Origin of the sequence: Halomonas sp., assembly GCF_034520545.1 — a bacterium.
Lineage (GTDB): Bacteria > Pseudomonadota > Gammaproteobacteria > Pseudomonadales > Halomonadaceae > Halomonas.
This window is the reverse complement of sequence record NZ_JAXHNN010000003.1, coordinates 147,681-170,807: the sequence shown is the minus strand read 5'-3', so window position 1 is coordinate 170,807 and position 23,127 is coordinate 147,681. Positions and strand designations below refer to the sequence as shown.

19 protein-coding genes are annotated in these 23,127 nt (G+C 65.2%); 3 read left to right on the top strand and 16 right to left on the bottom strand.

Going from position 1 to position 23,127, the window contains the following annotated elements; all coding sequences use genetic code 11:
* Window positions 1-90 precede the first annotated feature (90 nt).
* The 5 genes from U5L98_RS02805 to U5L98_RS02785 form a co-directional block, all read right to left on the bottom strand.
* Complete coding sequence (locus U5L98_RS02805) at window positions 91-1,155, bottom strand: methylenetetrahydrofolate reductase (protein WP_322556825.1); 1,065 nt, start codon at window positions 1,153-1,155, stop codon at window positions 91-93.
* A complete protein-coding gene (locus U5L98_RS02800) occupies window positions 1,155-1,637 on the bottom strand; it encodes a methylenetetrahydrofolate reductase C-terminal domain-containing protein (RefSeq protein ID WP_322556824.1) in 483 nt (160 codons plus the stop codon). Before U5L98_RS02800 ends, U5L98_RS02805 begins: the two co-directional genes overlap by 1 nt.
* Window positions 1,638-1,717: 80 nt before the next feature.
* A complete protein-coding gene (locus U5L98_RS02795) occupies window positions 1,718-2,023 on the bottom strand; it encodes a virulence factor (RefSeq protein WP_322556823.1) in 306 nt (101 codons plus the stop codon).
* On the bottom strand, window positions 2,011-2,637 hold the full coding sequence (locus U5L98_RS02790) for a DUF1638 domain-containing protein (RefSeq protein ID WP_322556822.1): 627 nt from the start codon (window positions 2,635-2,637) through the stop codon (window positions 2,011-2,013). The genes U5L98_RS02795 and U5L98_RS02790 overlap by 13 nt, the downstream gene beginning before the upstream one ends.
* 17 nt (window positions 2,638-2,654) lie before the next feature.
* Window positions 2,655-3,356 (bottom strand): corrinoid protein, encoded by a 702-nt coding sequence (locus U5L98_RS02785; RefSeq protein ID WP_322556821.1) that lies wholly within the window; start codon window positions 3,354-3,356, stop codon window positions 2,655-2,657.
* 316 nt (window positions 3,357-3,672) lie between these two features.
* Between U5L98_RS02785 and purU the strand changes: the two genes are divergently transcribed.
* Window positions 3,673-4,551: a formyltetrahydrofolate deformylase gene (gene purU, locus U5L98_RS02780; RefSeq protein WP_322556820.1), complete on the top strand. Its 879-nt coding sequence runs from the start codon at window positions 3,673-3,675 to the stop codon at window positions 4,549-4,551.
* Between the two features lie 106 nt (window positions 4,552-4,657).
* Window positions 4,658-6,214, top strand: a complete 1,557-nt coding sequence (locus U5L98_RS02775) for a trimethylamine methyltransferase family protein (RefSeq protein WP_322556819.1) — start codon at window positions 4,658-4,660, stop codon at window positions 6,212-6,214.
* 132 nt (window positions 6,215-6,346) lie between these two features.
* Here U5L98_RS02775 and U5L98_RS02770 read toward each other — a convergent pair whose 3' ends face one another.
* From U5L98_RS02770 to fdhA, 4 genes are all read right to left on the bottom strand, one after another.
* Complete coding sequence (locus U5L98_RS02770) at window positions 6,347-6,589, bottom strand: hypothetical protein (protein ID WP_322556818.1); 243 nt, start codon at window positions 6,587-6,589, stop codon at window positions 6,347-6,349.
* A gap of 15 nt (window positions 6,590-6,604) precedes the next feature.
* Window positions 6,605-9,601 carry a formate dehydrogenase subunit alpha gene (gene fdhF, locus U5L98_RS02765; protein WP_322556817.1) on the bottom strand — a complete coding sequence of 999 codons (2,997 nt, stop codon included), beginning with the start codon at window positions 9,599-9,601 and terminating at the stop codon, window positions 6,605-6,607.
* A gap of 11 nt (window positions 9,602-9,612) precedes the next feature.
* The gene (locus U5L98_RS02760) at window positions 9,613-11,331 is read right to left on the bottom strand and encodes an NADH-ubiquinone oxidoreductase-F iron-sulfur binding region domain-containing protein (protein WP_322556816.1); all 1,719 of its coding nucleotides are present in this window, start codon (window positions 11,329-11,331) and stop codon (window positions 9,613-9,615) included.
* A gap of 231 nt (window positions 11,332-11,562) precedes the next feature.
* Window positions 11,563-12,756, bottom strand: coding sequence for a formaldehyde dehydrogenase, glutathione-independent (gene fdhA / locus U5L98_RS02755; protein WP_322556815.1), 1,194 nt, complete (start codon window positions 12,754-12,756; stop codon window positions 11,563-11,565).
* 248 nt (window positions 12,757-13,004) lie between these two features.
* Here fdhA and U5L98_RS02750 point away from each other — a divergent pair, with 248 nt between their 5' ends.
* On the top strand, window positions 13,005-13,529 hold the full coding sequence (locus U5L98_RS02750; RefSeq protein WP_322556814.1) for an invasion associated locus B family protein: 525 nt from the start codon (window positions 13,005-13,007) through the stop codon (window positions 13,527-13,529).
* Between the two features lie 74 nt (window positions 13,530-13,603).
* Here U5L98_RS02750 and U5L98_RS02745 read toward each other — a convergent pair whose 3' ends face one another.
* From U5L98_RS02745 to U5L98_RS02715, 7 genes are all read right to left on the bottom strand, one after another.
* Window positions 13,604-14,425, bottom strand: coding sequence for an electron transfer flavoprotein subunit beta (locus U5L98_RS02745; protein ID WP_322556813.1), 822 nt, complete (start codon window positions 14,423-14,425; stop codon window positions 13,604-13,606).
* Window positions 14,415-15,722 carry an electron transfer flavoprotein subunit alpha/FixB family protein gene (locus tag U5L98_RS02740; RefSeq protein ID WP_322556812.1) on the bottom strand — a complete coding sequence of 436 codons (1,308 nt, stop codon included), beginning with the start codon at window positions 15,720-15,722 and terminating at the stop codon, window positions 14,415-14,417. The genes U5L98_RS02745 and U5L98_RS02740 overlap by 11 nt, the downstream gene beginning before the upstream one ends.
* Window positions 15,722-17,743 (bottom strand): (Fe-S)-binding protein, encoded by a 2,022-nt coding sequence (locus U5L98_RS02735; protein ID WP_322556811.1) that lies wholly within the window; start codon window positions 17,741-17,743, stop codon window positions 15,722-15,724. Before U5L98_RS02735 ends, U5L98_RS02740 begins: the two co-directional genes overlap by 1 nt.
* 102 nt (window positions 17,744-17,845) lie before the next feature.
* Window positions 17,846-19,930: a dimethylglycine demethylation protein DgcA gene (gene dgcA / locus U5L98_RS02730; protein ID WP_322556810.1), complete on the bottom strand. Its 2,085-nt coding sequence runs from the start codon at window positions 19,928-19,930 to the stop codon at window positions 17,846-17,848.
* A gap of 12 nt (window positions 19,931-19,942) precedes the next feature.
* On the bottom strand, window positions 19,943-20,488 hold the full coding sequence (locus U5L98_RS02725; protein WP_322556809.1) for a DUF5943 domain-containing protein: 546 nt from the start codon (window positions 20,486-20,488) through the stop codon (window positions 19,943-19,945).
* A gap of 179 nt (window positions 20,489-20,667) precedes the next feature.
* Window positions 20,668-21,645, bottom strand: coding sequence for a dipeptidase (locus U5L98_RS02720; protein WP_322556808.1), 978 nt, complete (start codon window positions 21,643-21,645; stop codon window positions 20,668-20,670).
* 192 nt (window positions 21,646-21,837) lie between these two features.
* A complete protein-coding gene (locus tag U5L98_RS02715) occupies window positions 21,838-22,980 on the bottom strand; it encodes a GlxA family transcriptional regulator (RefSeq protein WP_322556807.1) in 1,143 nt (380 codons plus the stop codon).
* Window positions 22,981-23,127: the final 147 nt, after the last annotated feature.

Sequence of the window (23,127 nt, the reverse complement as noted above, 5' to 3'; positions counted from 1 at the left end):
ATGGTGGTGTCTTGTTGTTACCGTCTATCCCTATCGTTGCCGTTGGGACGGACATGATTCGGTGGTGTAGCCATCCTTGGCGGCGCACCATCATCCATGGACGGACTCGAACGCTTCGGGCCTCGCATCGGGGGATTCGGGGTTGAGCTCGGCCGGATTGTCGCGTCCCGGATACCAGGGGACTCGCCCCTCCAGCACGCCGGTGGTCTCGATGATCTCGGCCACGGTGTGCTCATGGCGGTAGGCCATGATGTGGGCACCGCTGACCCCGGGAATCTCGCGGATCTGGTGCAACAGATCCATGCACAGCCGCTTGCCCTCCTCCTTCTGGTTCTCGGCCCCCTCGAGACGAGCGATCACCGCATCCGGAATATGGACACCGGGAACGTTCTCGCGAATCCAGCGGGCGCTGCGCGCCGACGCCAACGGCCCGATGCCGGGCAAGATGAAGACGCGATCCGGCCCTTCGAGCAGCCCCAGGTCGTTCACCTTGAGCATGAAGTCGCGCAGCCGGGGAATGTCGAAGCAGTACTGGGTCTGGATGAACTGCGCGCCGGCAGCCGCCTTCTTGGCGAGCCGGTGCGGCCGCCACTCCAGAGGAGGCACGAAGGGATTCTCGGCCGCGCCAAGGAAGATCCGCGGCGGTACGCTGATCTTGCGACCGCTCTGGAAGCGGCAGTCGTCACGCATGCCGCGGGCGATTTCCAGGAGCGACATGGAATCGAGGTCGAACACCGGCTTGGCCTGGGGGTGGTCACCGGCCTGGACGCCGTCGCCGGAGAGACACAGCAGGTTGCAGGCCCCCATGGCCGCAGCACCGAGGATCTCGCCCTGCATGGCGATGCGGTTCCGGTCGCGGCAGGACATCTGCAGAATGGTCGCGTAGCCCACGCGAGTGAGCAGTGAGCAGACCCCGACACTGGACATGTGACAGTGCGCGCCGGAACCGTCGGTGGCGTTGATGGCATCCACATAGCCATCGAAGATCGCCGCACGCTTGAGCACCTCGGCCGGATCAGCGGAGTCGGGGGGGTCGATCTCGCTGGTGATGGCGAACTTGCCGGCGCGCAGCACGCGCTCCAGACGCCCGGGCGAGACATGCCCCGGCAAGATGGGCAGGGAATAGCCCGGCACGGGCTCGTCGTCGAACTTCATTATCCATCGGCTCCGCTATCCGCGCGCTCGCGGGGATGATCGGCCAGCTCACGCACCACGCGCAGCCAGGAGGAGGTGTCCTTGAGGCGAAAATCCACCGGCTCCTGCACCACCTGGATGCGATCGCCATACTTCATACGACGACTGCCTTCCCACGCATCGACCCAGACGCAGCGCATTTCCGGCTCGACCTCGCAGTTACCGTTGGCCCGCACGCCGCCACAGGGGCCGTTGCGCAGGTTTTTCGGACAGTTCATCGGGCACGACATGCCGGTAGCGGAGAGCGTGCATTTACCACACATCTGACAATCGAAGAGAAACCCCTTGACGCGTTTTTCGACGGCCTTGACCGGCGCTTCGGCCCGCGCGTAGCCAATACGACGCCAGAAAGGGTGGAGCCTTATCAGCAACGGTTCGAAGCCTCGGTACACCCTCTCGAACAGTCGGGCGTGTCGAACCACCCAGCGCCTCACCTTGTACATCCTCTACCTCCTTGACCGACGTAGCCTTCTCGTCACATCGGTCATGGTCATTGTCGTGGTACGACTGATGCCGAGGTCGCTCAAGCGGGCTCAGCCAGCCCCTTCTGACGCACCAGCCGCTTGAGCGCCTCGTCGTCGAAGCATGCTTCGAGGCGCGCCGCTTCAGCTTCGGCCTGCGCCTGCAGGTCGCCGCCACACTCACGGGGCGCGCTGCGCTGCCAGTCGGCCAGATAGGCCTCCGAACCGCCCTTGCCGGCACGCATGGCCGCGCGATCGATAGCGTGCTGGAAGCGCGGTGACAGCAGCACCTTGGCGGTCTTGCGTCCCTGCTTGGCGATCACCTGGGCGGGAATGTCTCGCCAGCTGACGATGCTCAATGTGCCCATGTGGCCTCCTCGATGCTCGCCGTGTCGACCGGCTCGATCAGTCGCACCAGGCTGGTCTCCAGACTCCCATAGCCGGTGTAGTGCGACTCGTAGGCCAACCCCAGCCGATCCGCCGCGCGACGCGCTTGGGCCTCGAGGACGGGATCGCGGCGCTGTGACAGATAGACGAGACGGCGATAATGGCCGAAATAGACGCTGACAAGCTCCGGATGGCGCGCGATGCCTAGCTCCTGAATGACCAGCCGATCAAAGTGGCGCACCAGGAAATCGGTCAGATAGAAAGTGCCCGGTTCATGTTCGCCGAGCGCTGCCATCACCGACTCCCCGGCATAGGCGTCGTAGCAGTGCGCTCCCGGCAACCGTTCGACACCGTAGGCCGCCAGCACGGCGTCCAATTGCCCCCCAGTCCCGCAGTCGCCATAGGCGACAAGAATGCGCTGATCGTGTGACGCCATTTCCAGTTTTTCCGCCACGGCAGCAGGAATCCGTTCTGGGCGATTGTGGAGATCCGCTGGCAGGCACTCCAGGCGGACATTGCGCCAGCCATTGGCACGGATCAGGGCCTTGATCTCCCTGGAAAGGGCCCCGCAGGCGATGATCAGAACGGACAACATCGGCAGACCTCCGGGTGTCAGGAAGCGCGACGCTGTGCAATGAGCTCTTTGGCCATATCGACGGCCACGCCAGCATCACGGCAATAGGCATCGGCGCCGATGGCCCGGCCAAATTCCTCATTGAGTGGGGCACCACCCACCATGATGATAATGTCGTCGCGAAGGCCTTTTTCGACCAGCGTGTCAATGACGACTTTCATGTAAGGCATGGTGGTAGTCAGCAGCGCCGACATACCTAGAATGTCCGGCTTGTGCGTCTCCAATGCTTCGAGGTAAGTCTCCACCGGGATATTGATACCGATGTCGACTACCTCGAACCCTGCACCCTCCATCATCATCGATACGAGGTTCTTGCCGATATCATGAATATCGCCCTTGACCGTGCCGATGACGATCTTGCCGATGGTCTCCGAGCCAGACTGGGCAAGTAGAGGGCGCAGCACCTCCATACCGCCTTTCATGGAGTTGGCCGCAAGCAGCACCTCGGGGACGAAGAGAATGCCATCACGGAAATCGACCCCGACGATGGCCATGCCACCCACCAGTGCCTCGTCGAGCACCCGGTCGGCACTCCAGCTGCGCGCCAGCAGGAGCTCGGTTCCTTCGACCACCTCTTCGCGCAGTCCGTTGTACAGATCGTCATGCATCTGCTCGATCAGTTCATCATCCGGCAAGTCGTTGAGATCGAAGTCTTCGTCTTCATTGTACTGTTCTGTCATCGCACTCCGCTCCCTGTCATGTCGTGCCATCACGACAAGGGTGATGGTTGCGATTACAAGGTAGGCGCACCGCGAACAAGCAACATCCGTCCAAGCGACGCATACATGCCGAGAAACGTCATCCCATTAACTCTGCCACCTCACCCACAGCGAAGTTTGGTAGTTGATTGATTTATATGATTTTTATAAAAAAACCCAATGTTATTTGCCTGGTCGCGGCAACGACGTTCTGCGTCGCCTCCAGACATGTGCCCGGGCATGGTCGGAGTACATTGCCCAGAAGTCCGCAACAACAATCAATCCAGCGAGAATAGCCATGTCCGCAATGACCGAAGGGAAGAACATATATGTGCTAAAGGCGAGCTGCCGAGGCGCCATCGGCACCGTTTCTCGCCTCAGCACATTCATGGCTGACCGGAACTGTTACATTATGGAGATGGCCCAGTTCGACGAGATTGATACCGGCAACTTCTATGTTCGATGCGTCTTTTCCTCCACGCCGCATGTTACTCCGCCACTGGAAGAGCTAAAGGAAGCCTTTGGTAATGGCGTTGCCGAAATAGACGGCATGGAGTGGGACATACACGACACCCTCACCCCGCCGAAGGTGCTTATCATGGTGTCGAAGTTCGACCACTGCCTCGATGACCTCCTGTATCGAAAACGCACAGGGGAGATCAAGATGCAGATTCCGGCCATCGTCTCCAATCATCCTGACCTCCAGAGGTTGGCGGATTGGTACGAGATTCCCTTCTATCATTTACCGGTGACGCCGGAGACCAAGAACGATCAAGAAAGAAGGTTGCTGGAGATTGTCGAGGAAACCGGTGCCGAACTGGTTGTGCTGGCCCGCTACATGCAAATTCTTTCTTCCCGTCTTTGCGAGCAACTGGCGGGACGTGCCATCAATATCCACCACTCCTTCCTGCCCGGCTTTAAAGGCGCCAAGCCCTATCACCAGGCCTTCGAACGGGGGGTCAAGCTGATCGGCGCCACCGCCCACTACGTCACCACCGACCTCGACGAGGGCCCGATCATCGAACAGATCGTCGAGCGCGTGGATCACACCTATAGCCCGGCTCAACTGTCTGCCGTCGGACGCGACGCCGAGAACATGGCCCTGTCGCGCGCCGTCAGGTTCCATCTGGAGCATCGCGTGTTTGCCAACGGCAACAAGACCGTCGTATTCCGTTGACGGAAGGAGACACCTCATGCCTGTCCAGATCGACGGAAAGGCGCGGGCCGCCCGACTGCGTGAAGAGATCACAGCAGCTGTCATGACCAACAAGAGGGAGACCACCATGACTGCCCCCAACACTCGCCGACGTACCCGAGCCGGCGGTGGCCGCCGCAGCGCCCAGGGTGCCGCTCAGGCCGCGGCACTGCCCTACGCTACCCGCCGGATTCCCTACTTCGAGATAGTCGACGACGCGGGACTGGCGCTCATCGAGGACAACGCCGATACCATCCTCGAGGAGGTGGGCATCGACTTTCGTGACGACGAGGAAGCGTTGCAGATCTGGCGCGATGCCGGCGCCGACGTGCAGGGCGAACGGATACGCATCCCCCGCGGCCTCTGCCGACAGCTGATCCAGGCCAGCGCCCCGCGTCAGTTCACCCAGCAGGCGCGCAATCCGGAACGCAACGTGGAGATCGGCGGACCACACACCGTCTATGTGCCCGCCTACGGCTGCCCTTTCGTCTACGACATCGACCAAGGACGCCGCTACGGCACGCTCGAGGACTTCCAAAACTTCGTCAAGCTCGCCTATCAGTCGCCGAGCCTCCACCACTCAGGCGGCACGATCTGCGAACCGGTCGACCTGCCGGTCAACAAGCGCCACTTCGACATGATCTACAGCCACATGAAGTATTCCGACAAGTGCTTCATGGGCTCGGTGACGCACCCCGACCGCGCTCATGACACGGTGGAGATGGCCAGGATCCTGTTCGGTGATCGCTGGATCGATCCCGACACCGGCAAGCCGCGCACCTGCGTGATCAGCCTGATCAATGCCAACTCGCCGATGACCTTCGACGACACCATGCTGGGAGCCGCCAAGGTTTACGCACGGGCCAACCAGGCGTGCATCATCACCCCCTTCATCCTGGCCGGGGCCATGTCGCCGGTGACCGTGGCCGGCACCGCCGCCCAGACCCTGGCCGAGGCCATGGCGGGTATGGCCTTCGTGCAGCTGGTGAACCCGGGTGCGCCGGTGGTGATGGGCAGCTTCGCCAGTTCCATGTCGATGCAGTCTGGCGCGCCCACCTTCGGCACGCCGGAGCCGGCGCTGGTGCTCTACGTGATGGCCAACCTGTCTCGCCGCCTCGGCGTACCCTTCCGCTCCGGTGGTTCATTCACCGCCTCCAAACTGCCTGACGCCCAGGCCGCCAGCGAAAGCGCCAATACCCTGCTGCCGACCACTCTGGGCGGTGTCAACTTCGCGCTGCACTCGGCGGGCTGGCTGGAGGGCGGGCTGGCGATGGGTTACGAGAAATTCGTCATGGATGCCGACCAGACCGGCATGATGCAGACCATGCTCAAGGGCGTCGACCTCTCGGAAAACGGCCAGGCCATGGATGCCATCCGCGAGGTCGGGCCCGGCAAGCACTTCCTGGGCTGCGCCCACACCCAGGCCAACTTCAAGGATGCCTTCTACCTCTCGCCGATCACCGACAACAACAGCTTCGAGCAGTGGGACGCCGACGGCCGACTGGACATGGCCCAGCGTGCCAACGCGCGCTGGAAGAAACTGCTCTCCGAGTACGAAGCCCCGCCCCTGGACTCGGCGATCGACGAGGCCCTGCTCGCCTACATGGCCCAGCGCAAGGCCGCCTTCCCCGACTCCAACGTCTGACCACTGGGGCTCACGAGGCCCGCTACCCATGACGCCGGTCGAGCACTATGCTGCTGGCCGGCTGCCATGTCGTGATCAAGAGGCTTTAGAGCCGATAGCGGGACGCAGTCGCCTGGACAGGCGTCCCGCTCACTACCGACCCAGTGCCGGCAGGAGCCGAGTGGCGATAGCGTCACGCACGGCCGGAAGTACCACGTCGCGCTGACGCAACAGGTCGTCGACCAGACCAGGCAGCCCGGCCAACTCGCCAACGGCGTAGGCAGCGGCGGCACGTTCGGCACACACCTCCGGGCTCGCCCCCGGCGGCGCCTCGAGACCCAACGCCACCAGGCGATCACGGAAATCATCGCCATCGATCAGTTCGACGATCATCATGCGCGGCCCTCCTCCTCAGTCATCTTCCACCAGTGCTGCCGCCGCGCGCTCCAACCGGCAGGCGGCATACTTGAACTCGGGGATCTTGCCGTCGGGGTCGAGCGCCGGGTTGGTCAACAGGTTGGCCGCGGCCTCCACGTAGCAGAAAGGCACGAACACCATCCCCTCCGCCATCAGCGGATCGACTCGCGCCTTCAGGGTAATGTCCCCCCGCCGGGTGGTGATGGTGATCGGCTCGCCCTGTGCCAGGCGCAGGCGCACCAGCTCGGCCGGGGCCAGGCTCGCCACCGGTTCGGGCTCGAGGTCATCGAGCACCCGACTGCGACGGGTCATGGAACCGGTGTGCCAATGCTCCAGCTGACGACCGGTGATCAGCACCGTGGGGTAGTCGCCGTCGATGGGCTCGTCCGGCGGCAGCGGCCGAGTCGGGGTGAACTTGGCCCGCCCTCCGGCACGCGGGAAAGCGTCGCCGAAGACCACGTCGGCGCCGGGGGCGTCGTCGGCCGGGCAGGGATAGGTCACCGAGCTCTCGCGTTCCAGGCGCTCCCAGCTGATATGGTCCAGCGACGCCATCCCCTGCTTCATCTCGGCGAACACCTCGCTCGGGTGCGTGTACTGCCAGTCCAGGCCCAGACGCGTGGCGATCTGCTGGATGATCCACCAGTCGGGCTTGGCCTCCCCGGGGAGCGGGACGGCGGCGCGCCCCAGCTGTACCTGGCGGTTGGTGTTGGTGACGCTGCCATCCTTCTCTGGCCAAGCCGAGGCGGGCAGGATGACATCGGCGAACTGAGCGGTCTCGGTAACGAACAGATCCTGCACCACCACATGCTCGAGCCGGGCCAGGGCCTTGCGTGCATGGTCTAGGTCCGGGTCGGACATCGCCGGGTTCTCGCCGAGGATATACATGCCCTTGATGGTTCCGGCCGCGATGGCGTCCATGATCTCCACCACGGTGAGCCCCGGAGTCGGGTCGAGCGGGGTGTTCCAGAGCTCCTCGAAGGCGGCGCGTACCTGGGCGTCGGTCACCGGCTGGTAGTCGGGCAGCACCATGGGGATCATGCCGGCATCGGAGGCGCCCTGAACGTTGTTCTGGCCGCGCAGCGGGTGCAGGCCCGTGCCGGGGCGACCGGTGTGGCCGCAGGCCAGCGCCAGCGAGATCAGGCAGCGGGCATTGTCGGTGCCGTGGACGTGCTGCGAGATGCCCATGCCCCAGAAGATCATCGCCTTGTCGGCGTTGGCATAGAGGCGGGCGAGCTCACGGATCTGGTCGGGCGCGACGCCACAGGCCGGCGACATCGCCTCGGGGGTCAGGTCGTGCACGTGGGCCTTGAGCGCCTCGAAACCCTCGGTGTGGGCGTCGATATAGGCCTGGTCATAGAGTCCCTCGCCGACGATCACGTTGAGCATGGCGTTGTAGAGCGAGACGTCGCCGCCGGGGGTGAAGCGCACGCTGCGATGGGCGTAGACATCCAGCGCCTGGCCGCGGGGGTCGAGGATGATCAGCTTGGTGCCGTTGCGTGCCGCCTGCTTGAAGTAGGTGGCCGCTACCGGGTGGTTGATCGCCGGATTGCAGCCGGTGAGGATCACCACGTCGGCCTGAAGGGCCTGCATGAACGACGCCGTCACGGCCCCCGAGCCGATGCACTCCATCAGCGCCGCCACGGAGCTGGCATGACAGAGCCGGGTGCAGTGGTCGACGTGGTTGGAGCCGAAGCCGGTACGCACCAGCTTCTGGAACAGCCAGGCCTCCTCGTTGGAACACTTGGCGCTGCCGAAACCGGCCAGCGCCTCGGGGCCAGAGGCCGCCTTGAGTGACTTCAGGCCATCGGCGGCGAACTCCAGCGCCTCCTCCCAGCTCGCCTCGCGAAAATGGGTCAGCGGCTGGGCCGGGTCGAAGTCGGGGTCGAGCCCCTTGGGCACGCCGGGCCGGCGGATCAACGGCCGGGTGAGGCGTGCGGGGTGGTAAGGGTAGTCGAAGCCGAAGCGCCCCTTGACGCACAGCCGGTTCTGGTTGGAGGGCCCGTTCCTGCCGGTGACAAACATAATGCGTCCCGATCCCGGAGCTGATCCGGGGACAGGGCTGCGGGGAGGCGCTACGAGTCCTTCCCTGGAGGCTACCTCGGCCATCCCTGGTCCTCGGACCTCCCCTTCGCCCTGTCCCCAGCGCTCCTCACCCTGTGGCACATCATCCTTGATGTGGTAGGTAAGCTGGCAGCCCACGCCGCAGTAGGGGCAGACCGAGTCGACGGTACGATCGGCGATCTTGGAGTCACCACGGCCCTTTTCGTCGACCAAAGTCGCCGGCATCAGCGCGCCGGTGGGGCAGGCCTGGACACACTCGCCGCAGGCCACGCAGGTGCTGTCGCCCATGGGATCATCGAAGTCGAAGACGATTTTCGAGGCGGCACCGCGGTGGGCCAGGCCGATGACGTCGTTGCCCTGGACCTCACGGCAGGCGCGCACGCAGAGGTTGCACTCGATGCAGGCATCGAGGTTGACGTTCATCGCCGAGTGGCTGGCGTCATGGCCGTCGGCATGGGGCAGCGAGGCCGACCGCTCGGCGACATGGTGCACCGTGGGCGCGGCACGTTCGGCCCGTGACGGCAGCCGCTGGCGCACCGCAGTGGCATCGATGGCCAGTCGATCGGCCATGGCCCAGAAGTGGCTGGAGCGGTCGGGGCCGGCGTCGCGCTCGGGCTGGTCGGCGACCAGCAGTTCCATGACGCTCTCGCGCGCCACCCGGGCACGCTCGGAGCTGGCACTCTTGACCACCATCCCGGCCTTCGCCTCGCGCAGGCAGCTCGCCGCCAGCACGCGCTCGCCCTCGACCTCCACCATGCAGGCGCGACAGTTGCCGTCACTGCGGTAGCCCGGCGCATCCTTGAAGCACAGGTGCGGAATGGTCTCGCCGGCGCGCTTGGCCACCTGCCAGAGGGTCTCGCCCGGGGTGGCACTCACGTCGACGCCATCGAGGCTCAGGGTAAAGCCTTTGCTCACGCTCTGTTCGCTCATGCTCATCTCCCTTACCCCTTGACGATCAGGTTCTGGCTGGCAAGCTCGCCGCGGAAATCCTTGAGCAGCCCCAGCACCGGATTGGGCGCCGCCTGGCCCAGGCCACAGATGGAGGCATCCATCATCACCTGGGACAGCCGCTCGAGTTCCTCGACGTGCCACTCGTCACGCTCCAACAGGCCCAGCATCTTCTCGGTGCCCACCCGGCAGGGCGTGCACTGGCCGCAGGATTCGTCGGCAAAGAAGGCCAGCAGGTTGGTGGCAACGGCGCGCAGGTCGTCCTGATCCGACACAACGATCACCGCCGCCGAGCCGATAAAGCAGCCCTCGGCCTGCAAGGTATCGAAGTCCAGAGGAATATCCGACTTGCTTGCCGGGAGTATCCCCCCGGAGGCACCGCCGGGCAGGTAGCCGGCCAGGCGATGTCCCTCGGCCATGCCCCCGCCGTACTCCTCGATCAGCTCGTTGAGCGTAATGCCGGCGGGGGCCAGGTGGACCCCGGGGCGACGCACCCGGCCGGAGAGCGAGAAGCTACGCAGCCCGTTCCGGCCGTGGCGGCCGTGGCCCGCGAACCAGTCGGCGCCCTTCTCCCAGATCCGCGGGATCCAGTAGACGGTCTCGACGTTGTTGACCAGGGTCGGCTGGCCGAAGAGCCCCTTCTGGGCGACGAAGGGCGGGCGGTGGCGCGGCTTGCCCGGCTTGCCTTCCAGCGACTCGATCATCGCCGACTCCTCGCCGCAGATGTAGGCGCCGGCGCCGCGGCGCAGCACGACGTAACCAGGCTCGACCAGCCCGGCGGCCTCGAGCTCATTGATCGCCTCACCGAGAACACGGTGCAGGCCGGGGTACTCATCGCGCAGGTAGATATACAGCGCCTCGGCCTCCACCGCCCAGGCGCTGACCAGGGCGCCCTCGAGGAAGCAATGCGGCGAGCGCTCCAGGTAGTAACGGTCCTTGAAGGTGCCGGGTTCGCCCTCGTCGGCGTTGATCGCGCAGTAGCGCGGCCCTGGCTCCTGGCGCACGAAATACCACTTCTTGAAGGTGGGGAAGCCGGCGCCACCCAGGCCGCGCAGGTTGGAGTGTTCGAGCGTCTCCATCAGCGCCTCGACCGTGACGCGACCCGCACGGCAGTCGGCGAGCAGCCCGAAGCCGCCCTCGGCACGATAGTCCGCCAGGCGCTGCCAGACGATCGTCTCGGGATGGAAATGGCCGGTATCCACCACCGCCTCTACCCCCTCGGCGGTGGCAAACAGCACATGATGGTGCCCCACCTCCACCACCGGCGCCGTCTCGCAGCGGCCCATGCAGGGCGCCCGCACCACACGCACCGCCTGCGGGTCGACGCCCGCCTTGAGCTCGGCCTCGAGGGTGGCGGCGCCGGCCAACTGGCAAGAGAGCGAGTCGCAGACCCGCACCGTCACCTCCGGGGGCGGCACCTGGTCGTCGTGCACCACGTCGAAGTGAGCGTAGAAGGTCGCCGTCTCGTAGACCGCCGCCATGGGCAGGTTCATGTAGGTGGCCAGCGCCCGCAGCGCCACCAGCGACAGGTGGCCGTGGGCGTCCTGGAGGGCGTGCAGGTGCTCGATCAGCAGGTCGCGTCGCCGCAACCCCGGGTCGCTGCGCTCGTCGCCGAGCAGCTGGCGCAGCGAGGCCAGGGCAACGGGAGGCAGGTCGCGGCCACGGGGCCTGCCGCGGAAACGGCGCGGGGGAGTGACGGTCTCGACGGTCATGGCATGCTCGTTGTTGTGCTTGTGAGGTGACGCGATATCGACAGATGCTGCCCCTCGCGGACAACGACGGGCATCATCGGAATGGTGTCACTCGCCCGGCGTCAGGACAATGACCGGGTGCAGGGCCGGTGAGCGAATGGACATGAGGATGTCGCTCTCGGCATATCTCGCCGTCGGCTATCTCCTACATGGCAGCATAGGCCCACCCAAGAACCGGGTGGGCCCGCTCGCTCAGACAGCGACGCTGCCGTGGGGATCCATGACGAATTTCTTCGCCGCACCGCCGTCGAAGTCGGCGTATCCCTGAGGCGCCTGGTCCAGCGTAATCATCTGGACGTTGACCGCATCGGCAATATTCACCTTGCCGAAGAGAATCGCCTGCATCAGCGGACGGTGGTACTTCATCACCGGGCACTGACCGGTATGGAAGCTATGTGACTTGGCCCAGCCGAGGCCGAAGCGCATGCTCAGGGCCCCCTGCTTGGCGGCATCATCGGCCGCGCCAGGGTCTTCAGTCACGTAGAGGCCCGGGATGCCGATCTGGCCACCCGCACGGGTCAGCTGCATCGCCGAGTTCAGTACATTGGCGGGCGCTTCCTTGCCATGGTTACACCCGCAGGCGTGAGCTTCGAAGCCGACACAGTCGACGAAGGCATCGACTTCACGCTCGCCGAGGATCACTTCGATCCTGTCGGCCATGTCGCCTTCCTGGGTCAAGTCGAGGGTCTCGCAACCGAAGCTGCGGGCCTGAGCCAGGCGCTCCTCGATCATGTCGCCCACGATCACGCAGGCGGCCCCCAGCAGCTGGGCGGAAACCGCAGCAGCGAGACCCACCGGGCCGGCACCCGCAATATAGACGGTGCTGCCCGGCCCGACGCCCGCGGTCACACAGCCGTGGAAGCCGGTGGGGAAGATGTCGGAAAGCAGAGTCAGGTCCCGGATCTTCTCCATGGCCTGATCGGCATCCGGGAACTTCAGCAGATTGAAATCCGCGTAGGGCACCATGACGTACTCGGTCTGGCCGCCGACCCAACCGCCCATGTCCACGTAGCCGTAAGCCGCTCCCGGCCGCGCCGGATTGACGTTCAGGCAGATCCCGGTCCGGCCTTCCTTGCAGTTGCGGCAGCGGCCGCAGGCGATGTTGAACGGCACCGACACCAGATCACCCGGCTTGATGAATTCAACGTCACGACCACACTCGACCACCAAGCCGGTAATCTCGTGACCCAGTACCAGGCCAGGCTGCGCGGTAGTGCGCCCGCGCACCATGTGCTGATCGCTGCCGCAGATGTTGGTGGTGACGACCTTCAGGATCACGCCGTGTTCGCACTTGCGATTGCCCAGGGCGAGTTCCGGATAGGCGATGGACTCGACGGCGACTTCACCCGGGCCCTTGTAGATAACTCCGCGGTTGGCTGCACTCATGGCTGGCTCCTCTATATTGTTGTCACTCACAGCGTGGTGATGACGGATGATTCCGCTGCACCAGCCTAAGTCCTTCGTGGCAACCCACTTGCCCCACAGAGGCACCCGCATACCATTTAGAGACATCGCCAGTTCGTAGGCCGTCAAAACCCGTCCACAGTGCGCCGGGGGTCGACCTCAGGAGAGCGAACAGGCATGGTTGTGCTCTCTGTACCGTCACGGCCCTCGAGGCCAAGGAGAATCCAACGATGTCGAACCGTTTCGCAAGACGCCTGTGCATGACCGCTCTACTGTCGCTGCTGGCACTGGGCTCGCATGCCGTCGCCCAGCAGGCAACACCGGGGGCCGATGTCCGCACTGAGCAATTCCGGGACTGGGAGGTCATCTGCCCGCCCGCCGGTAGCCAGGGCGCCTGCACCATGAGCCAGCTGGTCACCAACCCGAACAGCAGCGACCCCCTGATGCGGGTGATCGTGGGCTATCCTCCTGAGCTCGAGGGTCGCCCGGCGATGACCTTCCTGCTGCCGCTGGGCGTGCGTCTCGCTCCGGGCCTGCAGCTGAGCGTGGGAGGCGGCCAGCCGGCCCAGTTCCCGTATCAGGTCTGCCTGGAGCAGAGCTGCCGTGCCGACCTGCCGCTCGAGCCCTCGCTGCTACAATCCCTGCGCAGCGGCACCAGCGCGACCCTCAGCCTGATCGGGCCACGTGGAAACCGCATGGATCTGGACATTTCCCTGATGGGCTTCACCGACGCCAGTGCCCGCATCGCGCCTTGAAGGCCAAGATGCGGCCGCAGCACACGACAGCCCCGGCACCTGGCCGGGGCTGTCTCGCTTGGCAGGCTGCAACATCAGCGAGGCAGGACGCCCTCCTCACGCAGCAGCTTGAAGATCGCTTCCGCACCCTGCTCGCTGCTGACGCCCTCCAGCACCTGTCCACTGCCCCCCTCTGCCTTGGCGGCGGCCGCCTTGAAACGATCCCTTGCCGAGGCCGACTTGACGATCTTCAGACGCTTGGGCCGTTTCCGGGACGGAACCATCGGCCACTCAGCTAGCTCACGATCGAGCTCGGCGGCCACCGGCGTCGCCTCGATCTCGGCCCGGCGGGCCGGGCCGAACGCACTCTGGCGTGCCGCCGGAGCCGCCGCGTCGACGCTGAAGATGGCGGGCAAGCGCACCTGCAGGCGCCGGCGCTGGCCTCGAGGCAGTGCCTGGAGCAGCGTCGCCACACCGTTCTCTACCTTCTCCACCGCCGCCAGGCCGTTGACCAGGGGCCAGCCAAGATACTCGGCCAGGGCATAGGGCAGCAGCCCAGACCCTTCGCCCCGTTCCGCTCTGGTGCCGGTGATCACCAGCTGCGGCAGTGCCTCGGCCAAGTGCTCGGCCAGAGCCGGAATGGCATCAGCCCCCTCCGTCTGTTCCAGCAGCGTCAGGCTGTCCAGCCCCGTGCCCGCGGTCATACCCAAGTAACCGCGCAGGGCCGATTCGCTCTCCTCACGGTGCGGGCCGGCGTGCAGCAAGCCGATCCGTGATCCGGGCAGCCGGGCCTCCAGACCCAGGGCCAGCTCCAGGCCTCGGGCGTCCTGATCGGCACGGCGGGCACGCCCGGTGATGGGGTGACGCCCCACCGAGACCAGTACGACTACCTCGACTCCCTGATGCTCAGGCCGCATCGCGCTGCCCTCCTCGCTGCTGTTCCACCTTGGCGACCAGCGCGGCAAGGATCTCGGCGGCATCACCGATCACCGCCAGGTCGGCGCGCTTGATCATGTCGCATCCGGGATCCATGTTGATGGCCACCACCTTGTCGCAGCTCTGGATGCCCTGCAGGTGCTGAATGGCCCCCGAGATACCCACTGCCAGATAGACCCTGGCGGTGACCCAGGTGCCGGTAGCGCCCACCTGACGATCGCGGCCCATGAAACCGTCATCCACCGCCACACGGGAAGCGCCTTCCGTCGCCCCGAGCACCCTGGCGGCATGATGGAAACCGCCCCAGTCCTTGACGCCATTGCCCCCTGACAGGATGAACTCCGCCTCGGCCAGGGCAACGCCGGCGGGGTCCACCGCCACCTGCCCCAGGTCCTCGATGCGCGACAGAGCGCTGGGCACGGCTGTCGTCAAGCTCAGCGGCTCGGCCGCGTGACGGGTCTCGTCCACCGGCTCGGCGCACTCGGACAGGGCGAGGGCGACGCGCGGCAGCGGGCGCTGGATATCCAGGCTCTCCGCTGCGCCACGGGCGGTGCAGCGCCATCCCAGCGGCGCGGCGACATCGCCCTCGATCTGCCAGACCCCGGTAGCGGGACGCTCACCCAGGCGCAACGCCAGACGCCGTCCCAGATCGGCACCGCCCAGGGGCGAGTCCGGGAGCAGCCAGTGGCGCGGCGCCAGCTCCCTCTCAACGGCCGTCAGTGCCGCCAGGCGTGCCTCGGGAGCGAAACCGGCATAGGCGTCATCGTCAAAATGCAGCATCCGATCGATGCCCGCCTCGCCGAAGCCTTGCTCTTTCAGCTCGCCGCCCCCCTCGCGGTTGTGCTCACCGAACACTACGGCCAGCACGGCACCGGGGCGCTGCGGGTCGGCATCTGCCAGACGCCGGGCCAGGCCCAGCAGGTCCTTGTCGTGACTGGAGAGGCGGCCCCCGGCTAGTTCCGGCACTACCGCCACAAGAAAGGCGGGATCGGGAATCTCGACATGGCGGCGGTTATCCTGGGTGGCCTGACGGCCTTGTCCCGGGGCCTGACCGCCTTGCTGGGCGCCGCTGCGATCAATACGCTTGACGCCATTGGGGCCAATGAAGCCGATGGCGTGGGGATTCTTGCGCGTGACCCCCTGAGGGCCCAGCCATTCGCTGGCGGCCCCACCACCCCCGATTTCTCCAAGGGCGGCAAGTACGCTGGCATGCTCGGGATGCAGGCGGTTGCGAGCGACCCATTCACGGCGTGGATCGCGGCGACGAATCTCGCCCATCAGCTCACCTCCTCTAACTGGGGTTGGCGGGATAGAGAGGGGGCCTCGGCGGCAGGACGCGCCACGAGGGCATCGGCCACCAGTTCGGCGATATCGCGCACCTCGGCGCTGGTGTCGACGACGCCCTCCAGCATGGCGGTGCACTGGGGACAGCCCACCGCCACCAGCGCGGCGCCGGTCTCCTTGACGTCGTCCATACGCATATCGGGAATCCGCCGTTCGCCGGGAATATCGGTGATCGGCGCGCCACCGCCGCCGCCGCAGCAACGCGAACGAAAGCCGGAGCGTTGCATCTCGCTGAGTTCGATGCCTAGTGCCTCGAGGACCCGGCGCGGCGCCTCGTATTCGCCGTTGTAGCGACCGAGATAACAGGGGTCGTGATAGGTGACGCTGCCACCCTTCCAGGGCGCGAAGGCCAGCCGACCCGCATCATAGAGCTCGGCGATATAGGTACTATGGTGACAGACGCGGTAGTGGCCGGCCTGCCCTTGCGGATAAAAGGCGCCGTACTCGTTGCTCAACACATGAAAACTGTGCGGATCGCAGGTCACGAGCTGCTGGAAGCGGTACTTGGCCAGGGTGGCGATATTGCGCTTGGCCAGGGACTGGAAGGTCGCCTCGTCGCCCAGGCGCCTGGCCACATCGCCGCTGTCCCGCTCCTCGTTGCCGAGCACTGCGAAGTCCACCTCTGCCGCGCGCAGCACCTTGACCAGCGCACGCAGCGTGCGCTGGTTGCGCATATCGAAGGCGCCATCTCCCAGCCACAGCAGAACGTCGACCTGTTGCAGGTCGGCCATCAGCGGCAGGTTGAGGTCGGCCGCCCAGTTCATGCGAGAACCGGGGGCGAAACCGCCGGGATTGTCGGTGGCGATCAGGTTATCGAGCACCTCCGGGGCCTTGTTGGGCGTCTCGCCACGCTCCAGCGTCAGGAAGCGGCGCATGTCGACGATGGCGTCCACGTGCTCGATCATCATCGGGCACTCTTCCACGCAGGCGCGGCAGGTGGTGCAGGACCAGAGGGTGTCGGCATCCACCAGCGCCTTGCCGCCGTGGCCCACGATCGGGCCATGGGGAGAGCCATGATGTTCGCCGATGGGTTTTCCCCCAAGCCCTTGTGAAGGGTGGGGAGAGCCCGCATAGGCGGCGTCGCTGCCCCCGGCAAAGCCCACCACCATGTCCTGGATCAGCTTCTTGGGGTTGAGCGGCTGGCCGGCGGCGAAGGCCGGACACACCGCCTCGCAGCGACCGCACTGCACGCAGGCGTCGAAGCCCAGCAGCTGATTCCAGGTGAAATCAGCAGGCGTCTCGACGCCCAGCGGCGCCGCCTCTTTCTCCAGGTCCAGCGCCTTGAGGCCACTGGAACGCCCCGCTCCTCCCGCCTTGGTGGAGAAACGCTCGGGGCGGCGATGGAAGGCCAGGTGCAGGGCGCCGGCGAAGGCGTGCTTCATGGGACCGCCCCAGGTCATGCCGACGACCATCTCGCCCAGCCCCCAGACCACCAACGCGGCCAGCACCAGCGCCAAGATCCAGTGACCGAAGTCAGTGGGCATGATGCCTACCGTCGGCAGGGTGATCAGGAAGACACCCAGGGAAAAGGCCGCAAGGCTCTTGGGAAGACGCATCCAGGGGCCCTTGGAGAGCCGGGCAGGCGGATTGCGACGGCGCCGAGCCACGAAGAGGCTGCCCACAAACATGCAGGCGCTGGCCGCCAGCAGCAGCCAGCCCAGCACCCCCCCCGGCCCTTCTGAAGAGCCCAGGCCCAGGCCATGCACCAGGATCATCAGTATGGCGGCCGCCACGAAACCACCGGCGGTCGCCACGTGGGTGTTGGATATCATCTTGTCGCGCCCTACCACATGGTGCAGATCCACCAGGTAGCGACGCGGCAAGGCGGCCAGCCCCTTGAAGAGCGGCACGGCAGAGGGACGCCCCTGGCGCCACAGGCGAACACGCCGCCAGGCGCCGACCACTGCCAGGCCCAGGGCGGCGACGATCAATATCGGTAGCAAGGTCTCGAGCATGGTGCTCACCTCTCCTCGATGAGGAGCTGTAAGCCTTGAGCGGCAAGCGGTGAGTTACTTCACCCCGCTCATCGCTTCCGGCTTACAGCTTACGGCTAGGGGTTAAAAGTCCTTGCAGATCCGCAGGGCATCATAGATCGCCGCATGGGTATTGCGCGGCGCAGTGCAGTCGCCCAGGCGGAACAGCAGGAAGCCGTCGCCCTCCTCAACGCTCTCCTCCACCAGGCAGGGTTGGGGCTGGATGGCGTAGAGCGCCTCCAGATCCACCTGTCCCCTGTTGCTAGACTGCGCCTTCAGGGCGTAGTAGAGGGCCTCGTCGGGACGCACGCCGTTCTCTACCACCACCTGGTCGACCACCCGCTCCTCCAGGGCGCCGGTGTACTCGTTCTCGAGCACCGCCACCAGGGAATCGCCCTCGCGATAGACCTTATGCAGCGCGAGGTCGGAGGTCATGATCACCTCCTTCTCGTAGAGGCTGCGGTAGTAGGTGGGGAAGGTCGTACCACCCACCGCCGCGCCCGGCTTGATGTCGTCGGTGACGATCTCCACCTTGGCGCCCTTGTCGGCCAGATAGTCCGCCGCCGAGACGCCGGAGAATTCGCAGATGGCGTCATAGATCAGCACGTTCTTGCCCGGCGCCACCCTACCCGAGAGCACGTCCCAGGTGCTCACCACCAGGCTCTCCTCGGAGTTCTCGGAGTAGCCCCACTCCGGGTGTTGGCTCAGGAAGGGCTGACCGCCGGTGGCCAGCACCACGATATCCGGACGCAGGTCGAGCAGGGTCGGCTCGTCCGCGCGGGTGCCCAGGCGCAGATCCACGTTCAGACGCGCCAGTTCCAGTTGGTACCAGCGGGTAATGCCGGCGATCTGGTCGCGCTGCGGGGCCTGGGCGGCGATGGTGATCTGACCGCCCAGCGCCTCCGCGGCCTCGAACAGGGTTACGTCGTGGCCGCGCTCGGCGGCGACGCGGGCCGCCTCCATGCCGCCGGGGCCACCACCCACCACCACCACCTTGCGCTTGGTGCCTTCACTTTTCTCGATGATATGGGGCAGGCCCATGTACTCCCGAGAGGTGGCGGCATTCTGGATACACAGCACGTCCAGGCCCTGGTACTGGCGGTCGATGCAGTAGTTGGCACCCACGCACTGCTTGATCTGATCGACCTGGCCCATCTTGATCTTGGCGATCAGGTGCGGGTCGGCGATATGCGCCCGTGTCATGCCCACCAGGTCCACGTAGCCGCCCTCGAGGATGCGCTGGGCCTGGTTGGGGTCCTTGATGTTTTGAGCGTGGATCACCGGCACGCTGACCACTTCCTTGATGCCCGCTGCCAGGTGCAGGAAGGGCTCCGGCGGATAGGACATGTTGGGGATGACGTTGGCCAGCGAGTTGTGGGTATCGCAGCCGGAGCCGACCACGCCGAAGAAGTCCACCTGACCGGTGGCGTCGTAGTAGGCGGCGATCTGCTTCATGTCATCGTGAGAGAGGCCGTCCGGGTGGAACTCGTCGCCGCAGATGCGCATGCCGACCACAAAGTCGTCACCCACCTCGACACGCACCGCCTTGAGCACCTCCATGCCGAAACGCATGCGGTTCTCGAAGCTGCCGCCCCACTGGTCCTCACGTTTGTTGACGCGCGGGCTCCAGAACTGGTCGATCAGGTGCTGGTGCACGGCGGAGAGCTCGACGCCGTCCAGTCCCCCTTCCTTGGCCCGGCGGGCGGCTTGGGCGAAGTCGCCGATGATGCGCCAGATCTCCTCCTCCTCGATGGTCTTGCAGGTGGAGCGGTGCACCGGCTCGCGGATACCCGAGGGCGACAGCAGGGTCGTCCAGTCGAAGCCATCCCAGCGGGAGCGGCGCCCCATATGGGTGATCTGGATCATGATCTTGCCGCCGTGCTTGTGGACGGCATCCGCCAGGTTCTGGAAATGCGGAATGATGCGGTCGGTGGCGAGGTTCACCGAGCTCCACCAGCCCTGGGGGCTGTCGATGGACACCACTGAGGAGCCCCCACAGATACACAGGCCACAGCCGCCCTTGGCCTTCTCCTCGTAGTACCTGACGTAGCGTTCGGTGGTCATGCCGCCGTCGGTGGCATAGACCTCGGCGTGGGCGGTGCTGACGACCCGGTTGCGGATGGTGAGCTTGCCGATCTCGATCGGCTGGAAGATCGCATCGAATGCCATGGTGGTGACTCCTCAGCCCCGGGGGGTGTCGAGCGGACGGGTGACGAAGCGACCCACGTCGCAGCCTTCCTCGGCAGCGCTCTGGGTCTGCTCGGCGACGGTGCACAGCGAGCTGCCCCGCGCGGCGAGAATCTGATCCATGGCACCGGCGAACCAGCCGGTGAACATGTACTCGAGTTTCCGCCCGACCTTGCCCAGCTGATAGACGAAGGCGCTGTGCTCGAGGCGCACCTGGCAGGTGCCGGCCTCCAGATCGATGGCCTCAACGATGAACCGACCCCAGCCGCGCTGGGAGAGACGCTTCATGTAGTGCTCGAAGACGTCCACTCCCTCGAGCCCATGCAGTTCGGCCTCCTTCTCGCACCAGTGCCAGGCGCTCTTGTAGCCGGCGTGGTAGAGAATCTCGGCGTACGCCTCCGCGCCCAGCGCCTCCTCCACGGCCATATGGTTGTTGATGAAGAAGTGCCGGGGCACGTAGAGCATGGGCAGGGCGTCGGTGGTCCAGACGCCGGTTTCGCTATCCACTTCGATGGGCAGTTCGGGGGCCATCTGTGTCACGGTCGTAATCCTCGAAAATCGTTGTTCTTGGCAATCGTCGGGGGTTCCCCGGGAGCAAGGCCTTCGAGGAGGCGCTATGAATCCATCCTTGGACGCTACCGACGCCATCCATGGCGTAGGACCTCCTCTGCGGCCTGCCCCCGGCGCCCCTCGCTAAGGGGATACCTCGGTCGCTATCGTCATGCGCCCCAGACGTCTTTCAGTACGCGCACCCAGTTCTCGCCCATGATCTTCCTCACCTGGGGCTCGGTCATTCCGCGCTTCAAGAGCGCCTCGGTAAGGTTGGGGAACTCGCCGATGGTGCGGATGCCCTCGGGGTTGATGATCTTGCCGAAGCGGGTCAGGCGACGGGCGTAGCCCTTGTCATGGGTGAGCCACTCGAAGAAGTCCTGGTCATGACCCTGGGTGAAGTCGGTGCCGATGCCGATGGCGTCCTCGCCGACGATATTCATCACGTACTCGATGGCCTCGACGTAGTCGTCGATGGTGGCGTCGATGCCGGCACGCAGGAAGGGGGTGAACATGGTCACGCCGACGAAGCCGCCGCGGTCGGCGATGAACTTGAGCTCGGCGTCAGACTTGTTGCGCGGATGTTCCTTGAGCCCGGATGGCAGGCAGTGGGAGTAGCAGACCGGCTTCTCGGAGGCCTCGATGACTTCCTTCGAGGTGGTCTCGCCGACATGGGAAAGGTCACACATGATGCCGACGCGATTCATCTCGGCAACGATCTCGCGACCGAAACCGGAAAGCCCGCCATCGCGCTCGTAGCAGCCGGTACCCACCAGATTCTGGGTGTTGTAGCACATCTGCACGATGCCTACGCCCAGCTGCTTGAAGACCTCCACATAGCCGATCTGGTCCTCAAAGGCGTGAGCGTTCTGGAAGCCATAGAGGATACCGGTCTTGCCTTCTTCCTTGGCTCGAGTGATGTCGGCAGTCGTGCGCACGGGGCGGACGAGGTCGCTGCACTCGGCCATCAACGCGTTGGATCTGACGATGTTGTCGACCGTGGCCTGGAATCCTTCCCAGACAGACACCGTGCAGTTGGCCGCCGTCAGGCCGCCACGACGCATGTCCTCGAACAGTTCACGGTTCCATTTGGCGATGATCAGGCCATCGATGACGATGGCGTCGTCGTGCAGCTCTCTTGGGGTCATGTGTGCCGCTCCGGGGTGTATTCGACTTGACGGCAGCATAGCGCCAGCCCACACCGGCTCGGCGCCTGGAAACGACGACGAGAATTCCAAAAACGTCATGACTGTCGCGGGCACGACGCACAACGAAATCATGCCGACCCGTGACGGGCCGGCATGGTGAAGAGTGCTGCAGAAGGAGTGAGGAAGCCGCGGTCAGGAGCGCAGCAGGACGCTGGCGTAGGTCGGCTCGCCACGCGCCTGATCGAGAGCCTTGATCGCCGTGGAGACCGGCTCGGCCGGATAAACCTCGAAAGACAACAGTTCCAGGTTGGCGCCCACCTGCTCGCATGGCGCCGGTACCGGCAACCTAATAACGGAACTCGCGCCCAGCCGTTCGTCTCGAGGCGGCTGGCCGAAGAACTCCCGGTAGCATTTCGAGAAGTGCGGGGTGGAGACAAAGCCACAGGCAGATGCCACCTCGATGATCGATATCGAGGTCTGTTTGAGCAGCTGTCGAGCGCGGGTCAAGCGCAGCTTTAGGTAGTAACGCGACGGGGAGCAGAGCAAGTACTTCTGGAATAGCCGCTCCAGCTGGCGACGCGACACACCGACATAGGCCGCCAGTTCCTCGAGCCCTATGGGCTCCTCGAGGTTGGATTCCATCAGCGCCACGATTTCCAGCAGTTTGGGCTGGGTCGTACCGAGAATATGCTTGAGCGGCACGCGCTGCTGATCCTGCTCACCGCGCACCCGATCACAGACGAACATCTCGGAAATTCCCGCTGATAGCTCGCGGCCGTGATCCCGCCCGATCAGCGTGAGCATCATGTCCAGGGGGGCTGTTCCGCCCGAGGCAGTGGCCCTTTCGCGGTCGATGGAGAACAGCCGGGTCGTCAGCAGCGCGCGGGGAAAGGACTCCCGCATGGCGGCCAGGCACTCCCAGTGGACGCTGGTTTCGTAGCCATCCAGCAGCCCCGCCTTGGCCAGCGCCCAGCTGCCGGTACAGATCCCCCCCAGCCGACGGGAGAGGCGCGCCTGGCCCTGCAGCCAGACGACATGCTCACGCTGCACCGCGCGCGCCGGCCCCACTCCCCCACAGACCACCACCATGTCCAGCGCCAGCGGCACCGTGGTCGCCGCATCCGGCGTGACCTTAAGGCCATCGCTGGCGGAGATCGGCTCACCATCGAGGCTCAGGGTGAACCAGCGATAGAGCTCCCGACCGGCCAGCTGGTTGGCCATGCGCAACGGCTCGATGGCCGAGGCCAGGGAGAAGAGGGTGAAGTTTTCCAGCAGCAGGAAGCCGATGGTCTGGGGTGCGGCCGACTTTTTCGGCGCCTGGGAAGGGGTCGTCATGGGGGACTCCTTTAGGTCTTGCTTGGATTGTTGTTGTCACAGGCTGTTGTTATGTCGGTATCAGGCCGCCCACCGGGATCTGGCTGTCGCAATCAGGCAAGTCTGTCCTGAAAATACCGCGAGGCGTCGTGATCTGACACGTCAGAA

Bases quoted from the DNA above. Each gene is read 5' to 3' on its own strand.
- U5L98_RS02715 (WP_322556807.1), bottom strand. From the start codon at position 22,980: ATGACGACCCCTTCCCAGGCGCCGAAAAAGTCGGCCGCACCCCAGACC.
- U5L98_RS02735 (WP_322556811.1), bottom strand. From the start codon at position 17,743: ATGCTCGAGACCTTGCTACCGATATTGATCGTCGCCGCCCTGGGCCTG.
- U5L98_RS02795 (WP_322556823.1), bottom strand. From the start codon at position 2,023: ATGGGCACATTGAGCATCGTCAGCTGGCGAGACATTCCCGCCCAGGTG.
- U5L98_RS02745 (WP_322556813.1), bottom strand. From the start codon at position 14,425: ATGCGGCCTGAGCATCAGGGAGTCGAGGTAGTCGTACTGGTCTCGGTG.
- U5L98_RS02775 (WP_322556819.1), top strand. From the start codon at position 4,658: ATGACTGCCCCCAACACTCGCCGACGTACCCGAGCCGGCGGTGGCCGC.
- U5L98_RS02785 (WP_322556821.1), bottom strand. From the start codon at position 3,356: ATGACAGAACAGTACAATGAAGACGAAGACTTCGATCTCAACGACTTG.
- U5L98_RS02770 (WP_322556818.1), bottom strand. From the start codon at position 6,589: ATGATGATCGTCGAACTGATCGATGGCGATGATTTCCGTGATCGCCTG.
- dgcA (WP_322556810.1), bottom strand. From the start codon at position 19,930: ATGGCATTCGATGCGATCTTCCAGCCGATCGAGATCGGCAAGCTCACC.
- U5L98_RS02750 (WP_322556814.1), top strand. From the start codon at position 13,005: ATGTCGAACCGTTTCGCAAGACGCCTGTGCATGACCGCTCTACTGTCG.
- fdhF (WP_322556817.1), bottom strand. From the start codon at position 9,601: ATGAGCGAACAGAGCGTGAGCAAAGGCTTTACCCTGAGCCTCGATGGC.
- fdhA (WP_322556815.1), bottom strand. From the start codon at position 12,756: ATGAGTGCAGCCAACCGCGGAGTTATCTACAAGGGCCCGGGTGAAGTC.
- U5L98_RS02805 (WP_322556825.1), bottom strand. From the start codon at position 1,155: ATGAAGTTCGACGACGAGCCCGTGCCGGGCTATTCCCTGCCCATCTTG.
- U5L98_RS02760 (WP_322556816.1), bottom strand. From the start codon at position 11,331: ATGACCGTCGAGACCGTCACTCCCCCGCGCCGTTTCCGCGGCAGGCCC.
- U5L98_RS02800 (WP_322556824.1), bottom strand. From the start codon at position 1,637: ATGTACAAGGTGAGGCGCTGGGTGGTTCGACACGCCCGACTGTTCGAG.
- U5L98_RS02720 (WP_322556808.1), bottom strand. From the start codon at position 21,645: ATGACCCCAAGAGAGCTGCACGACGACGCCATCGTCATCGATGGCCTG.
- U5L98_RS02790 (WP_322556822.1), bottom strand. From the start codon at position 2,637: ATGTTGTCCGTTCTGATCATCGCCTGCGGGGCCCTTTCCAGGGAGATC.
- purU (WP_322556820.1), top strand. From the start codon at position 3,673: ATGTCCGCAATGACCGAAGGGAAGAACATATATGTGCTAAAGGCGAGC.
- U5L98_RS02740 (WP_322556812.1), bottom strand. From the start codon at position 15,722: ATGGGCGAGATTCGTCGCCGCGATCCACGCCGTGAATGGGTCGCTCGC.